Annotated in this window: 12 protein-coding genes; 4 read left to right on the plus strand and 8 right to left on the minus strand. The window is 70.7% G+C overall.

The annotated features are described in order from the left end of the window. Positions 1-102 precede the first annotated feature (102 nt). The gene (gene otsB / locus ACO06I_RS15095; RefSeq protein WP_421933385.1) at positions 103-855 is read left to right on the plus strand and encodes a trehalose-phosphatase; all 753 of its coding nucleotides are present in this window, start codon (positions 103-105) and stop codon (positions 853-855) included. Continuing rightward, positions 852-2,252 (plus strand): alpha,alpha-trehalose-phosphate synthase (UDP-forming), encoded by a 1,401-nt coding sequence (gene otsA, locus ACO06I_RS15100; RefSeq protein WP_421933386.1) that lies wholly within the window; start codon positions 852-854, stop codon positions 2,250-2,252. Before otsB ends, otsA begins: the two co-directional genes overlap by 4 nt. Positions 2,253-2,258: 6 nt before the next feature. Here the strand turns inward: otsA and ACO06I_RS15105 are convergent, their stop codons facing one another. The 6 genes from ACO06I_RS15105 to ACO06I_RS15130 all read right to left on the minus strand — a co-directional run bounded on the left by ACO06I_RS15105 (position 2,259) and on the right by ACO06I_RS15130 (position 10,548). After that, a complete protein-coding gene (locus ACO06I_RS15105; protein WP_421933387.1) occupies positions 2,259-3,539 on the minus strand; it encodes a sulfatase in 1,281 nt (426 codons plus the stop codon). Continuing rightward, a complete protein-coding gene (locus ACO06I_RS15110) occupies positions 3,539-5,032 on the minus strand; it encodes a carboxylesterase/lipase family protein (RefSeq protein WP_421933388.1) in 1,494 nt (497 codons plus the stop codon). Before ACO06I_RS15110 ends, ACO06I_RS15105 begins: the two co-directional genes overlap by 1 nt. Positions 5,033-5,137: 105 nt before the next feature. Continuing rightward, positions 5,138-8,329 carry an error-prone DNA polymerase gene (locus ACO06I_RS15115; RefSeq protein ID WP_421933389.1) on the minus strand — a complete coding sequence of 1,064 codons (3,192 nt, stop codon included), beginning with the start codon at positions 8,327-8,329 and terminating at the stop codon, positions 5,138-5,140. Next, positions 8,326-9,846, minus strand: a complete 1,521-nt coding sequence (locus ACO06I_RS15120; protein ID WP_421933390.1) for a DUF6504 family protein — start codon at positions 9,844-9,846, stop codon at positions 8,326-8,328. The genes ACO06I_RS15115 and ACO06I_RS15120 overlap by 4 nt, the downstream gene beginning before the upstream one ends. After that, on the minus strand, positions 9,764-10,297 hold the full coding sequence (locus ACO06I_RS15125; protein WP_421933391.1) for an ImuA family protein: 534 nt from the start codon (positions 10,295-10,297) through the stop codon (positions 9,764-9,766). The genes ACO06I_RS15120 and ACO06I_RS15125 overlap by 83 nt, the downstream gene beginning before the upstream one ends. Further along, complete coding sequence (locus ACO06I_RS15130; protein WP_421933392.1) at positions 10,225-10,548, minus strand: hypothetical protein; 324 nt, start codon at positions 10,546-10,548, stop codon at positions 10,225-10,227. The genes ACO06I_RS15125 and ACO06I_RS15130 overlap by 73 nt, the downstream gene beginning before the upstream one ends. Before the next feature lie 160 nt (positions 10,549-10,708). Between ACO06I_RS15130 and ACO06I_RS15135 the strand changes: the two genes are divergently transcribed. Next, positions 10,709-11,833: a glycosyl hydrolase gene (locus ACO06I_RS15135; protein ID WP_421933393.1), complete on the plus strand. Its 1,125-nt coding sequence runs from the start codon at positions 10,709-10,711 to the stop codon at positions 11,831-11,833. Continuing rightward, positions 11,833-12,096: a MoaD/ThiS family protein gene (locus tag ACO06I_RS15140; RefSeq protein ID WP_421933394.1), complete on the plus strand. Its 264-nt coding sequence runs from the start codon at positions 11,833-11,835 to the stop codon at positions 12,094-12,096. Before ACO06I_RS15135 ends, ACO06I_RS15140 begins: the two co-directional genes overlap by 1 nt. Positions 12,097-12,138: 42 nt before the next feature. Here ACO06I_RS15140 and serA read toward each other — a convergent pair whose 3' ends face one another. Both serA and ACO06I_RS15150 read right to left on the minus strand, forming a co-directional pair. Next, positions 12,139-13,713, minus strand: a complete 1,575-nt coding sequence (gene serA / locus ACO06I_RS15145; protein ID WP_421933395.1) for a phosphoglycerate dehydrogenase — start codon at positions 13,711-13,713, stop codon at positions 12,139-12,141. An 80-nt stretch (positions 13,714-13,793) separates the two neighbouring features. Next, on the minus strand, positions 13,794-14,963 hold the full coding sequence (locus ACO06I_RS15150; protein ID WP_421933396.1) for a phosphoserine transaminase: 1,170 nt from the start codon (positions 14,961-14,963) through the stop codon (positions 13,794-13,796). Positions 14,964-15,046: the final 83 nt, after the last annotated feature.

The following is a 15,046-nucleotide window of genomic DNA, read 5'->3' on the forward strand; positions in this document are numbered from 1 at the left end:
CCCCTGCAACGTCAAGCCCTGCTCATTCGTTCTAGCGCTGCAACGAAAGGATCGATCCCCCGCGCCAGGCGTTTTGTCGGCGTGACTGGGGCTAGGGATTTGATGGCCATCGCCGAACTCCACCTCCGACCTGACGCGCCGCCGGCGCCCCTGGCCCTGGCGAACACGGCCCTGTTCCTCGACCTGGACGGCACGCTCGCCCCCATCGCGGCCCGGCCGCAGGACGTCACCCCCGATCCGCGACGGACCGGCATCCTCGAAACCCTGCTGGGCGCCCTGGGCGGCCGGCTGGCGGTCGTAAGCGGACGAACCCTGGCCGACGTCGACCGCATCCTCGAGGGCCGGATTCCCGCCGTGGCCGCCGTCCATGGTCTGGTGCGCCGAGACGCCAGCGGCGAGGTGGACCAGGCGATCCCCCATCCCGCCCTGCCGCGGGCCCTGTCCGACCTGCGCCGCTTCGCCGCCGCGCACCCGGGTCTGCTGGTGGAGGACAAGCAGGTCAGCGCCACCCTGCACTATCGCGGCGCCCCCGATCAGGCCGCCGCCGCCCGCGCGGAGGCCGAGCGTATCGCCACGGCCACAGGCCTGACCCTGCAGGCCGGCGACATGGTGTGGGAGCTGCGCACCCCCGGCGCCACCAAGGGCGACAGCGTGGCCGCCTTCCTGGCCCATCCCCCCTTCGCCGGCGCCAAGCCGGTGTTCGTGGGCGACGACCTCACCGACGAGGACGGCTTCAAGGCCGCCCAGGCCCTGGGCGGCTTCGGCGTGCTGGTAGGCCCCGCCCGGACCACCGCCGCGCGCCTGCGGCTGGACAGCGTGGACGCCGCCCTGGCCTGGCTGGAGGCCGCCCGATGAGCCGGCTGATCGTCGTCTCCAACCGGGTCAACCCGCCCACCGGCAAGGGGGACGAGACCGTCGGCGGCCTGGCCATGGCCCTGTCGGCGGCGCTGCGGGAATATTCCGGCCTGTGGTTCGGCTGGAGCGGCAAGACCACGCCGGAATTCACCGGTCACCTGAATGTCGAGCGCTGTGACGGGGTGACGGTGGCCACCATCGACCTCGAGGAGTCCGACCTCAACGAGTACTACAACGGCTACGCCAACAAGACCCTGTGGCCCCTGTTCCACTACCGCCAGGACCTGACGGCCTACGACCGGTCCTATGGCGAGGGCTATGAGCGGGTTAACAAGCGCTTCGCCGAGACCCTGGCGCCGCTGATCCAGCCCGACGACCTGATCTGGGTGCACGACTACCACCTGATCCCGCTGGCGCGCGAGCTGCGCAAGCTGGGGATCAAGAACCGCATCGGCTTCTTCCTGCACATCCCCTGGCCGGCCCATCAGCTGATGGTCACCCTGCCCGGCCACCAGAAGCTGGTGCAGTCGCTGTTCGACTACGACCTGGTGGGCTTCCAGACGCCGGAATACCGCCAGGCCTTCGAGGAATACGTCCTGACCGAGGCCCGCGGCGCGGCGGTGGGCCCCAACGACCTGCGGGCCTTCGGCCGCACGGTGAAGGTGGGCGCCTTCCCCATCGGCATCGACGCCGCCGAGTTCGCGGAGATGGCCAAGAGCGACCGGGCCTGGCGCACCTATGACGTGATGATGGCCCACACCGCCTTCCGCAGCCTGATCGTCGGCGTCGACCGGCTGGACTATTCCAAGGGGCTGGAGGAGCGGTTCATCGGGTTCGAGCACTTCCTGGCCGCCCATCCGGAGATGGTGCGCGAGGTGCTGATGCTGCAGATCGCCCCGGTGAGCCGCGAGGGGGTCGAAGCCTATCAGGAGATCCGCGCGCGGCTGGACGCCCTGTCGGGCCGCATCAACGGCGAATATGCCGACATCGACCGCAACCCTGTCCGCTACGTGAACAAGAACTACCGCCGCGACGAACTGGCCGGCGTCTACCGCGCCGCCCGGGTGGCCCTGGTCACCCCCCTGCGCGACGGCATGAACCTGGTGGCCAAGGAGTATGTCGCCGCCCAGGATCCGGAGAACCCCGGGGTGCTGATCCTGTCGCGGTTCGCCGGGGCGGCCAACCAGCTCAAGCAGGCGCTGATCGTCAATCCCAACAGCCCCGAAGAGATCGCCGACGCCCTGCAGCGGGCCCTGGCCATGCCGCTGGCCGAGCGCAAGGAGCGCTGGCGGATGATGTTCGACAATGTCCGCCGCGAGGACGTCAGCGCCTGGCGCGACGCCTTCGTCGGCGCCCTGGAGGACATCCGGGAAGTCCACACGGCGCTCGCCAGCTAGGCCGCCTCAGTCGGGGTGGTCGGCGGCGCTGGCCGGGGCGACGTGGGGCGGGAAGGCCCGGCCGATGGGATCGTACTTGGCCCGCGCGGCCGCGATGCGGGCCACCATGTCGGCGGCCGCCTCCGGATGCAGGGCCGCGACGCTGTAGGTCTCTCCCGGATCGATGCTCATATCGAAGAGCAGGGGATAGCGGTCCAGGGGGATGTCCATGGTCCGGTAGTAGGACCGCGCCACATATTTCCAGCGCGCGGTGCGCACCGCCGCCACGTGGGTGTTGTCGAACAGCACGATCTGGTCGTGGGGCGAGGCCGCGCCCTCAGTCATCACCGCCGTCAGATCGGCGCCGTCCAGTTCGCGATCGGCCGGCGCGGCGATCCCGGCCATGGCCAGCAGGGTCGGCAGCAGATCGAGATTGCTGGACAGGGCGTCGGTCGCCACCCCGGCCGGCAGGGTCCCCGGCTGGCGGGCGATGAAGGGCACGCGGAAACCGCCGTCCCAGGCCGAGCCGCCCTTGCGGTCGCGGAACGGCCCCGAGGAGCCCTCGAACCATGGGCCGTTGTCGGAGGTGAAGATCACCAGGGTGTCCTCCTCCAGGCCCATCGCCTTCAGGCGCGCCAGCAGTCGGCCGACATTGAGGTCGATCTCCTCCACCACCTCGCCATAGGCGCCGGCCGGCGAGCCGGTGAGGTCGTCAGGATTGGGGCGCAGGGGCACATGGGGCGCGGTGAGCGCCACCAGGGCGAAGAAGGGTCGGTCGCGGTTCTGCTCGGCGAAGGCCAGCGTCTGTTCGAAGAAGTTCTGGGTCAGCCGGGCGAAGTCGACCTTGGCCTCGGTGACCTCCACCGCCGCGCCGTCGCCGGCGTAGAGGGACAGGGGCCGCATGTCGTGGCTGTAGGGCAGGCCGTAGAAGCGGTCGAAGCCGTAGGCGGTGGGCGGCCAGTGGGGCGCCACATGGCCCAGGTGCCACTTGCCGATCAGGGCGCTGGCGTAGGCGTCCCCCAGAGCCCTGGGGATGATGATCTCGCTGAGCGGCAGGCCGGTGGTGTCGGCCGGCTGGATCACCTCGTGGGCCAGGCCGGAACGGATCGCGTAGCGCCCGGTGAGCAGGCCGGCGCGGGACGGGGTGCAGACATTGGCCGAGGCGTAGAAGTCGGTGAACCTCACCCCTTCGGCGGCCATGCGGTCGAGGTTGGGGGTGCGGATGATCGCGCCGCCGTCGCAGCCTATGTCCCCGTAGCCGAGGTCGTCGGCCAGGATGACGATGAAGTTGGGCGGGCGCTTGGACATCATTGGCTCAGGGAAAGAGTGGGGAGGACGAAGGCCTCCTGGGCGTCGAGGCGGGACTTGCGGAAGCCGACGCGCACGCCGCTGTCGGCCCCGAACTCCATCAGTTGGTCCGTCCTGGAATCATAGGCGGGCCAGTCGCAGCCCGGCTTGCCGGTCTTGGCGAACGCGACCCAGCAGCCGTGCATCAGGGTGGCCATGGCCTGGTCGTCGGGCTTGATCAGGCTGAGCGGCGTGCGGCGGCCCCAGTACTCGAAGACGTACTGGATCTCCGCGGCGTGGAAGGCCCGCGTCACCATCGGGCGGAAGCGGGAGCCCACATAGGAGAAGTAATAGAGCCAGGCCGGCTTTCCCCCCGAGGCGCGGGCGGCGATCCAGCGGGCGGGCGCCCCCATGGCGCGGTCGGTGAAGACCGCACGGGCCAGGGCCGCGTCCCCTTGGGCGGCCTCCTCAGCATAGAGGGCGCGCACCCCGGCCGGCAGGGCGGCCCCCAGCTTGGCCGGGTCCTGGCCGAACTCACCCATCAGCGAGTCCTCGCCGGAATTGGAGCCGATGATCAGGGGCACGTCATTGGCCCGGCCGGCGGCGAAGGCCTGGGCGGGAGTCTCCTTCATCAGCCTGCCGTCCACGAAGGGACCGAAGCTTCCCTCGAGCTTGGCGACCAGCTCCTCGGCCGGCACGGCGCGAAGCTGGTCGGCGGTGGGGCTGGAGAGGCCAAGGTTCTGCGCGGCCTTGACCCCCTCGGTTTCCTTGGCGGCCAGGGTGACGGGCGCCGACCAGCCGCCGCCCGACTGCACCACCGCCTTCTGATAGAGCCCCTTGGCCCGGGGCGTGGCCAGCAGGGCCAGGGTGCTGCCGCCCCCGGCGCTCTCGCCGAAGACGGTGACGTTGCGGGGGTCGCCTCCGAAGGCCTTGATGTTGCGCCGGACCCATTCGAGGGCCGCGATCTGGTCCATAAGGCCGTAATTGCCCACGGCCTCGCCGGGCTTGGCGGCCGAGGTGAGGGCCGGGTGGGCGAAGGATCCCAGGGGGCCCAGGCGATAGTTGATGGCCACCAGCACCACCCCGTCGCGGGCGAAGTTTGAGCCGTCGAAGATCCAGCCGGCGCCATAGCGGTGCGAGCCGCCGTGGATCCAGACCATGACCGGGGCCTGCTTGGCGCCCTTGGGGGCGAAGACATTGAGCTGCAGGCAGTCCTCGCTGACCGGCCCGTTGGCGCCGGCCATGTTCGGGGCGCCGTCGGGGCGCATGGGCTGGGGACAGGAGACTCCGGCCTTGGTCCCGTCCCGCTCGCCGCTCCAGGCCGGGGCGCGGGCCGGCGGCGCCCAGCGCAGGGCGCCCACGGGGGCGGCGGCGTAGGGAATGTTGCGCCAGGCGTCGACCTGGCCGGTCTCGACGCCGAGGACGGCGCCACCCTCCACCGTGACCTTGACGGGTTCGGCCAGGGCGGGGGCGGCGAGGAGCGCCAGGATCGTGGAGAGCACGGCGAGCTTCATGGAATCCCCCGAAATGGCGGCGGCCTGAAAATGCGGGTGGCCGGTCTGCTTATGGGGCCGAACCATTCGCCGGGCGCGGGATCCGGTCAAGCTTGAGCATGGGGTTCAGTGGAAATCGCGGCTGTGGATCAGGCCGCCGGCCTTGCGGCCGGAGTCGGCGGCCGGGCCCTCGTCGCGCATGCGGGCGGTGTAGTGGGAGAGATCGGTGAAGCTCTTGGCCACCAGGTGGACCACGTCGCCCTCGATCTGCAGCTGGCCGTGGACCTGCAGGAAGGATGCGGTCATCACCAGGCGGCGGTTGGCGTCGAAGGCGTCCTTCCAGATGACGATGTTGGCGACGCCCGTCTCGTCCTCCAGGGTCATGAACACCACCCCCTTGGCGGTGCCCGGCCGCTGGCGCACCAGGACGATGCCGGCCACCGAGGTCCAGCGCCGGTCGCGCATGGACTTCAGGGCCGCGGCCGGGACCGCCCCGGCCCGGGCCAGCTCCCCGCGGAAGAAGGCGCAGGGATGGGCCTTCAGGGACAGGCGCGTGGTGCGGTAGTCCTCGGTGACGTTCATGGGCAGGCTCATCAGGGGCAGCTCCACCTGGACCTCCGGGCGGCCCATCCCGGCCAGCAGGGGCGCCTCGGTCTCCACCCTGGCCTCCCCCAACAGGCCTTTCACCGCCCACAGGGCCTGGCGGCGGTCGAGCCCCAGGGACACGAAGGCGTCGGCCTCGGCCAGCAGCTCCATGGCCCGGCGCGAGAGCCCGCGGGCGAACCCCTCCACGGTGCGCACGCCGGCGCTGCGCATCTCCATCAGGGTCAGGGCGTCGGCCTCCTTGAACCCCTTGATCTGCCGCAGCCCCAGGCGCACGGCCCGCAGGCGCCGCCCCTCCAGGGGCTCCAGGGCGCAGTCCCAGTCGCTGGCCAGGACGTCCGGGGCGCGGACCTCCACCCCGTGTTCGCGGGCGTCGCGGACCAGCTGGGCCGGCTGATAGAAGCCCATGGGCTGGCTGTTGAGCAGGGCGGCGCAGAAGGCGTCGGGCCATCTCCACTTCACCCAGGCCGAGGCGTAGACCAGCAGGGCGAAGCTGATGGCGTGGCTTTCGGGGAAACCGTAGGAGCCGAAACCCTCGATCTGGTGGAAGCAGTCCTCCACGAACTGCGGCTCATACCCCCGCGCCCGCATGCCCTCGATGAACTTGGTCCCGTACTCCCCGACATTGCCGTGGTGGCGGAAGGTGGCCATGGCCCGGCGCAGGCCGTCGGCGTCGTTCTCGGTGAACTGGGCGCCCTCGATGGCGATCCGCATGGCCTGCTCCTGGAAGAGCGGCACGCCCAGGGTCTTGCCGAGAATCTTTTCCAGCTCGTCCTGGGGATATTCCGGCGACGGGCGCGGATAGGTCACCTGGGACGGGTCGGCCCGCCGCTTCAGATAGGGGTGGACCATGTTGCCCTGGATGGGCCCCGGCCGGACGATGGCGACCTCGATCACCAGATCGTAGAACTTCCGCGGCCGCAGCCTGGGCAGCATGGACATCTGGGCCCGGCTCTCCACCTGGAAGACGCCGATGGAGTCGGCCTTGCAGAGCATGTCGTAGACCTCGGGGACCTCCTGGGGGATGTGGGCGATGTCGGTGATGAGGCTCCCGTCCTCCAGGGGTGGCAGCATCGCGAAGCTGCGCTTCAGCGCCGTCAGCATGCCGAGCGCCAGGACGTCGACCTTCATCAGCTGCAGGGCGTCGATGTCGTCCTTGTCCCACTCGATGAAGGTGCGGTCCTTCATGGCGGCGTTGCCGATGGGCACGGTCTCGTCCAGCCGCCGCTTGGTGAGCACATAGCCCCCCACGTGCTGCGACAGGTGGCGGGGGAATTTCAGCAGCTCCTGGGCCAGCGCCGTGGCCCGGCGGATCTCCGGGTTGGCGGGGTCGAGCCCCACCTGGCGGATGTGGTCGTCGGGAACCATGTCGCCCCAGCTGCCCCAGACCGTGCCAGCCAGGGCGGCGGTGACGTCCTCGGTGAGGCCCAGCGCCTTGCCCACCTGGCGGATGGCCATGCGCGGGCGGTAGTGGATGACGGTGGCGACGATGGCCGCCCGCTCGCGGCTGTAGCGGCGATAGACGTACTGCATCACTTCCTCGCGCCGCTCATGCTCGAAGTCGACGTCGATGTCCGGCGGCTCGCCGCGCTTCTCGGAGATGAAGCGGGAGAACAGCAGGTCCTGGTCGGCCTTGGTGGGATCCACCGCGGTGATGCCTAAGCAGAAGCAGACGCAGGAATTGGCCGCCGAGCCGCGGCCCTGGCAGAGGATGTCCTGGTCCCTGGCCCATTTGACGATGTCGTGGACGGTGAGGAAGTAGTTGGCGAAGCCCAGCTTCTCGATCAGGTCCAGCTCGTGGGCGATGGTGGCCCGCTCCTTCTCCCCCATGCCGGTGGAGAACCGCCACCGGGCGCCCTCCCAGGCCAGGTCGCGCAGGTGCTGGATGGCGGTCTTGCCCGGCGGCACCGGTTCGTCGGGATATTCGTACTTGAGCTGGCCGAGATCGAACTTGATCCGGTCGGCGATCTCGGCGCTGCGCGCCACCGCCCCGGGGAAGCGGGCGAACAGGCGCTCCATTTCCGCCGGCCCCTTGAGGTGGCGCTCGGCGTTGGCCTCCAGCCGCAGGCCGGCCTCCTGGATGGTGCAGGTCTCGCGGATACAGGTGACCACGTCCTGCAGGGCCCGGCGCTCGGGGCCGTGATAAAGGACGTCGTTGGTGGCCACCATCGGCGCCCCGGTGGTCTCAGCCATGGCCGCCAGCCTCGACAGCCGGTGGACGTCGCGGGCGCCATAGGGCCGCGAGGCCGCCAGCCAGACCGCGCCCTTCAGGGCCCCGGCGATCCGCGCCAGGTCGGCCGCGAAGGCGTCGTCCAGCCGGAGCGGCGGGACCACCAGGGTGAGCTGGCCCTCCGCGTGCTGCAGATAGTCCTCCCAGTGCAGCTCGCACTGGCCCTTGATCGAGCGCCTCTGGCCCACGGTGAGCAGGCGGGTCAGGCGGCCATAGGCCTCGCGGTCGGAGGGATAGCAGAGCAGGGAGGGGGCGCCGTCGGCGAAGTCCAGGCGGCAGCCGGTGAAGGCCTTGAACCCCGCGCCCGGTCCCAGGTCGCGGGCCGCCGACCAGGCGCGCACCACGCCCGCCAGGCTGTTGCGGTCGACGACGCCGATGGCCTCCAGACCCAGGGCCGCGGCGGTCTGGACCAGTTCGTGCGGGTGGGAGGCTCCGCGCAGGAAGGAGAAGTTGGTGGTGGCCTGGAGCTCGACATAGCGGGTCATGCGAACAGCCCGTGCAGCCACCACCTGGGCGCCACCCCCTCGGCGTAGAGACCGGCGCGGAACAGCCAGAAGCGGCCGCCGGCCTCGTCCTCCACCCGGTAATAGTCGCGGATGTGATCTGTCCGGACCTCGTCGATGGCCCCACGCCACCACTCCTCGCCGATCCGCTCGGGCCCCTCGGCGCGTCGCACGCGGTGCAGCTGGCCGCGCCAGCGGAACTGCAGGGGCGGGTCGTCGGGGACGGGGGCGGAGACGAATTCCAGGGGCTCGGGGCGGCGGAACAGGCGCAGGGGCCGGGGCCGCTCGGGGTCCCAGCCAGCGAGCGGCGGCGCCATCGGCGGCCCCGGGGCGGCGGACTGTTCGGGCACGTGGCTCTCCACGGCGCGGGCCTTCCAGACCCGGTCTTCCCCCAGCCGGTTGACCAGCCGGTCGATCATGGGGGCGAGGCCCTCGGCGCTGGTGGCCTCGAGCAGGGAATCCAGCCGCGCCTGGCGGCCGGAGACCGGCTCCACCTCGGCCGCCTCCAGGGTCACCACCTCGATCCCGAAGCCGGGGTCGATGGTCTCCAGCTTCGGCGCGAACAGCTTGGCGATGCGGGCCGGGTCCCGGGCCGCCAGGGACAGGCCGACGGTGAGCGGCGCCACATGGCCGTCCAGCCGATGGAAGCAGAGCTCGAAGCGCCGCGCCCCCTGCCCCTCCGTCTCCAGCCGTCTGCAGAGCTTGGCGGCCACGTCGAAGGCGACCCGGGCCAGGTCCTCCGGCGTGCTGATGGGTTCGGCGAAGGCCAGCCTGGCGAACCAGGGATTGGGCGGGCGGCGGAAACTGAGCGCCTCCTTGGAGCGCCCCAGGGCCTGGTCGATACGGGTCAGGGTCTCCATCCCGAACCGGCGGGCGAGCGGTGCGCGGGGGATGACGAAGAGCTGGGCCAGGGCCTTCAGCCCCAGGCGGTCGATCTGGGCGGCGGTCTCCGGCGCCAGCCGCAGGGCCGCCGGCGGCAGGGGGGCCAGCAGGCTGATCTGTCGGCCGGGTTCGGCGATGGCGCCGTCCTGTCCATAGTGGGCCAGCGCCCAGGCCGCGCCGGGGGTGTCGGCGATGGCGCAGCGGAAGGCCAGGCCATTGGCCGTGAGCCGGGCCTGGAAGTCGGCCAGCAGCCGGGCCTCCCCGCCCCACAGGTGGGCGACCCCGCTGATGTCGAGGAACAGGCCGTCGGGTTCGTCGGCGGCGACGGCCGGCGAGAAGCGCACGCACCAGTCCGTCAGGGCCGACAGGGCCTGGGCGTCGGCCTCCGGTTCGGCCTCGGCGGTGACCAGCTCCGGGGCGATGGCGGCGGCGTCAGTCGCCTTCTGCCCCACGAACAGGCCAAGCCTGCGTCCGGCGCGGTCCACGGCCGACAGCCGGCGCGTGCCCCGGGCCTGCTCGATGAGCGCGAACGGACTAGCCGGCGCGTCGGAGGGGTTGCGCCGGCGCCAGTTGGAGATCGCCCAGAGGGGCGACCAGGCGCAGAGGATGCGTCCCATCAGATGCCTCATAGGTGAAGGCGTCGCCGGCCTCGAACAGCCAGGCGCCGGTGCGGCCGCCGCGGCAGCGTTCCAGGGTCACCGCCCAGCGGGGCGGCCCCAGGCCGAATTCCCCCGGCTCCGGTTCGCTGGCGGCGGGGGCGACCCGCCAGCGGCTGGCCGCCGCCGAACCGGCGCCCGCCCTGGCCTTGCCGCCATAGGGCCGCCGGCGGATGACGAAACCGGTGGCGCCGCGCTTCTCGCAGGCCAGTTGCAGGCGCCGCCCGGCGGTCAGGCTGACCGCCTCCACCTCGGCGAAGACCGCGGCGACGCCGGGGGTGGAAAGGGCGTCCTCGGCCACGGCCAGGGCCTCGGCCTCGTCCCGGGCGCAGACCTGGATCAGCCGTTCGGCCGGAAAGCCCAGCCCCACCAGGCCCGGTGCGAAGAGGTCGTCGCGGCGCAGGATCCACACGCCTCCCCCCGCCGGGCCAGGGGCGCGGCCAGCAGGGCGGCGAAGCCGGCGGGACAGGCGGCGGTCTCAGCCTCCAGCCCCTCGGCCCCGAACTCGTGCCAACAGCCGAGCGGCAGGCCGCCCGAGAGAAAGCAGTCGTCGAGGCGGGGATCGCCGAAGGACAGGGATTCAGAGTCCGCCCGTCCGCCCGCCTCGAGGGTGGCGATCTTCGCCTTGAGAGCGGCGAGCCGCTCATCGCGAAAACCGGACATGGCTTCCTGTTCCTTTGTTCCTATTTTGTTCTAGGCTTGAGCGCGGAAGAGTCAATCACCCCAGGGTGGAGCCGGTTCCCCCTTCCAACCCGGGCGCAGGGACTCGCCCAATCGGCGCGGCGGCGTATGATCGGGGCTCCTGACCAGAACGGGGGCTCCCGTGTCCGACGCCATCCAGCTTCTCATCGGCACCCGAAAGGGCGCCTGGATCTACCGCAGCGACGCCGGGCGACGGACCTGGTCGGTCCAGGGTCCGATCTTCCTGGGCCAGATCGTCAACCATCTGGTGCTCGATCCCCGGGACGGGCGCACCCTGCTGATGGCGGCCAAGACCGGCCATCTGGGCCCCACCATCTTCAAGTCCGTCGACGGCGGGACGACCTGGACCGAGGCCCGGCGGCCGCCGGCCTTCCCCAAGTCGGCCGACCCGGCCACCGCGCGCGCGGTGGACCACACCTTCTGGCTCCAGCCCGGCCATGCCAGTGAGCCCGATGTCTGGTGGGCCGGGGTCTCGCCCCCGGGCCTGTTCGTCAGCCACGACGCCGGGGAGACCTGGGACAGCGTCGAGGGCTTCAACGAGCACCCGATGTACTGGAAGTGGGCGCCCCCCGAGGCCGGCACTCCAGACGGCTCCCTGCTGAACCAGATCGCCATCGATCCCCGCGACCCGGCCCACATCTATGTGGCGACCTCCAGCGGCGGCGTGTTCGAGAGCACCGACCGGGCCAGGACCTGGGCGCCCCTGAACCAGGGGGTGGAGGCCAACTTCATGCCCGACCCCTATCCGGAATATGGTCAGGACGCCCACTACATCGCGCTCGCCCCCACCAAGCCCGACCGGATCTGGCAGCAGAACCACTGCGGGATCTACCGGCTCGACCGGCCGGGCGAGGCCTGGGAGCGGATCGGCAAGGCCATGCCGGCCGAGATCGGCGACATCGGCTTCACCATCATCCCCCATCCCCGCGACGCCGACACCGCCTGGGTCTTCCCCATGGACGGGACCGACGTCTGGCCGCGCACCAGCCCCGGCGGTAGGCCGGCGGTCTATCGGACGGCGGACGCGGGGGTGAGCTGGACCCGGCAGGATCGCGGCTTCCCCGCCGACCAGGCCTGGTTCACCGTCAAGCGCCAGGCCTTCTGCGCCGACGCCAACACCCCCGTGGGGCTCTATCTGGGCGCCACCAACGGCGAGGTCTGGATGAGCGCCGACGAGGGCGAGACCTGGCGGTCCATCGCCGCCCACCTGCCGGAAATCTATTCGGTCACCGCCGCGCCCCTGTGATGATCTCCGTCCTGATCCCCAGCCAGCTGCAGTCCTACACCGAGGGCGTCGCGCGCCTGCAGGCCGCGGGCGGCACGGTGGACGGGGTGCTGGAGGATCTGGACCGCCGCTTCCCGGGCCTGCGCTTCCGGGTGATCGACGAGCAGGATCGGGTGCGCCGCCACATGCGGGTCTTCGCCAATGGCCAGCCGGTGGTCGACCTGGCCACCCCGCTGCGCGATGGCGACGAGGTGCTGATCTTCGGGGCGCTCAGCGGGGGCTAGGCGGCAGCTTCACGAGGAAGCCGCCGCCCATCAAGTCTAAGATCAGAACCGCAGGGTGCGGGCTTCCTTCACGTGCGGCAGGGCGCGGATCTTGGTGATCAGGGCCTCCGACGGTTCCTGGTCGACCCCCACCAGGGCGATGGCGTCCTCGCCGGCGGAGACCCGGCCCAGGTTGAAGGTGGCGATGTTGACGTTGGCGTCGGCCAGGATGGCGCCGAGATTGCCGATGAAGCCCGGCTTATCGAGGTTGTTCACATAGAGCATGGTGGCGCCGAAGGGGGCGTCCAGGTCCATGCCCTTGACCTCGATGATGCGCGGGGTGCCCGCCATCACCGAGCCGGCGAAGGAGCGCTTGCCCATGGCCGTGGTGACGGTGATCCGCACCAGGCTCTCATAGATGGGGCTGTCGTCCTGTTTGCTCTCCGACACCGTGATGCCGCGGTCCTTGGCCACGGCCGGGGCCGAGACCATGTTGACGTCCTCCAGCATCGGCCGCAGGACGCCGGCCAGGGCGGCGGCGGTGAGCGGACGGGTGTTGAGGTTGGCGACCTCGCCCTCATAGGCGATGTCCACGGCCTTGACCTCCACGTCGACCATCTGGCCGGCGAAGGCGCCCAGGCGTTCGGCCAGGGCCACGAAGGGCCGCAGCTTCGGCGCCTCGTCGGCGGTGACCGAGGGGCTGTTCAGCGCATTGGAGACCGCGCCGGTGAGCAGGTAGTCGCTCATCTGCTCGGCCACCTGCAGGGCCACGTTCTCCTGGGCCTCCATGGTGGACGCCCCCAGGTGCGGGGTGGCGATGAAGTTCTCGGCCCCGAAAAGGACGTTCTCCTTGGCCGGCTCGTCGACGAAGACGTCGAAGGCCGCGCCGCCGATGTGGCCAGAATCCAGGCCCTTGCGCAGGGCGGCCTCGTCCACCAGGCCGCCGCGGGCGCAGTTGACGATCAGCACGCCCTTCTTGGTCTTGGCCAGGTTTTCCGCCGACAGGATGTTGCGGGTCTTGTCGGTGAGCGGGGTGTGCAGGGTGATGACGTCGGCGCGGGCCAGCAGCTCGTCCAGCTCCACCTTCTCGACCCCGATCTCCACGGCGCGCTCGGCCGAGAGGAAGGGGTCATAGGCCACGACCTTCATCTTCAGGCCGTTGGCGCGGTCGGCGACGATGCCGCCGATATTGCCGGCGCCGATCAGGCCCAGCGTCTTGGCGTAGAGCTCCACGCCCATGAAGCGGTTCTTCTCCCACTTGCCGGCCTGGGTGGAGGCGTCGGCGGCCGGGAGCTGGCGGGCCAGCGCGAACATCATGGCGATGGCGTGCTCGGCGGTGGTGATCGAGTTGCCGAAGGGGGTGTTCATCACCACGATCCCCTTGGAGGTCGCCGCGGGGATGTCGACATTGTCGACGCCGATGCCGGCGCGGCCGATGACCTTCAGGTTGGTGGCGGCGGCGATGACGTCCTTGTCGGCCTTGGTGGCCGAGCGGACGGCCAGGCCGTCATACTGGTCGATGATCTTGAGCAGCTCGTCCTTGGTCAGGCCGGTCTTCACGTCGGCGTCGACGCCGCGTTGCTTGAAGATGTCGATGGCGGCGGGGCTGAGCTTGTCGGCGATGAGAACGCGGGGCATGGGGCGGTGTCCTTGAGATTTGGGTGTGCGCTCCCGGCGCCGGCGCGTGCGGCGGTCCGGGCGGCGGGAGCGCTAGGGCCTTAGGCGGCTTGCAGGTCGGCGATGGTGGAGGCGAAGGCCCAGTCGAGCCAGGGCGTGAGAGCCTCCAGGTCGGAGGTCTCCACCGTGGCGCCGCACCAGATCCGCAGACCCGCCGGGGCGTCGCGATAGCCGCCGATGTCCAGGGCCACGCCTTCCTTCTCCAGGAGGGCGGCCAGCTTCTTGGCGAAGTCGGCCTGGGCGTCGTCGGACAGGGCCGTGACGGCGGGATCGACCACCTTCAGGCAGACCGAGGTGTTGGACCGGGTCGCCGGATCGCCGGCCAGGAACTCCACCCACGGGGTCTTCGCGACCCAGTCGGCCAGCGCCCCTAGATTGGCGTCGGCGCGGCGCTGCATCTCGGTGAGGCCGCCGATGGAGGCCGCCCACTTCAGGGCGTCGATGGCGTCTTCCACGCAGAGCATGGAGGGGGTGTTGATGGTGGCGCCCTCGAAGATGTCGAGGCTGACCTTGCCGCCCTTGGTCATGCGGAACAGCTTCGGCATCGGCCAGGCCGGCGTATAGCTTTCCAGCCGGGCCACGGCGCGAGGGCCGAGGATCAGGACGCCGTGGGCGCCCTCACCTCCGAGCGCCTTCTGCCAGGAGAAGGTGACGACATCGAGCTTGGCCCAGTCGAGCGCCTGGGCGAAGGCGGCGCTGGTGGCGTCGCAGATGACGATCCCCTCGCGGTCGGCGGCGATGAAGTCGGCGTTGGGAACCCGCACCCCCGAGGTGGTGCCGTTCCAGGTGAAGACCAGGTCGGCGTCCTTGCGCACCTTGGTCAGGTCCGGCAGGGCGCCATAGGGGGCGTCCAGCACCTCGGCGGGCAGCTTCAGCTGCTTGACCACGTCGGTGACCCAGTCCTTGCCGAAGCTCTCGAAGGCCAGCAGCTGCACCGGCTTGGGACCCAGCATGGACCACAGGGCCATTTCCACCGCGCCCGTGTCCGAACCGGCGACGATGCCGATCAGATAGTCGTCGGGGACCTGAAGCACCTCGCGGGTGCGGTCGATGGCTTCCTTCAGACGCGCCTTGCCCAGCTTGGAGCGGTGCGAACGGCCGAGGACCGCGTTCTGGAGATTTTGGGGATTCCATCCGGGGCGCTTGGCGCACGGGCCGGAAGAGAATTCGGGGCGAGCCGGACGCATGGCCGGCTTGGCGAGGGTGTTCATAGCGATGTCTCCCATCCTTACAGATGAGCAGCGCCCCGTTGGGGGGGCGTGGCCCGCCGCGCAAAAACGCCGGTTTGTCGGCC

The sequence above is a fragment of the Phenylobacterium sp. genome (assembly GCF_965229015.1).
Classification (GTDB): domain Bacteria; phylum Pseudomonadota; class Alphaproteobacteria; order Caulobacterales; family Caulobacteraceae; genus Phenylobacterium.